The sequence below is a fragment of the Pseudomonas sp. IPO3749 genome (assembly GCF_013386605.1).
Classification (GTDB): Bacteria; Pseudomonadota; Gammaproteobacteria; order Pseudomonadales; family Pseudomonadaceae; genus Aquipseudomonas; species Aquipseudomonas azotoformans_A.
In genome coordinates this window covers 1-369 of the sequence record NZ_JACARN010000147.1, presented here as the reverse complement: position 1 = coordinate 369, position 369 = coordinate 1, and the positions used below count along the sequence as shown (strand labels likewise).

1 protein-coding gene is annotated in these 369 nt (G+C 58.8%); it reads right to left on the bottom strand.

Annotation, left to right across the window (positions count from 1 at the left end; genetic code table 11):
• Positions 1 to 328: transposase (locus HX812_RS31840; RefSeq protein ID WP_178949162.1), on the bottom strand; the 328-nt coding region annotated here is incomplete at its 3' end.
• Between the last annotated feature and the right edge of the window lie 41 nt (positions 329 to 369).

Sequence of the window (369 nt, the reverse complement as noted above, 5' to 3'; positions counted from 1 at the left end):
GCAAGCGGCGGAAGTTGAGAATGGTGGTTTCGTCGGGGATGCGCTCCAGGTTCAGCCCGGCAAACTGGCGCAGGATCGTGGTTTCGTACAGCGCTTCCTCCATCGCTGGATCGCTGTAGCCGAACCAGTTCTGCAGCAGATGCACACGCAGCATCGCCATCAACGGGTAGGCCGGACGGCCACCTTCACCTTTCGGATAATGTGGCTCGATCAAAGCAATCAAGCCCTTCCACGGCACCACCCGATCCATCTCGATCAGGAACAACTCCTTGCGGGTTTGCTTGCGCTTGCCAGCGTACTCGGCGTCGGCGAAGGTCATCTGCTTCATCGGGAAACTCGGTGGGTGGGGTCGCGGTATTTTGCCAAATC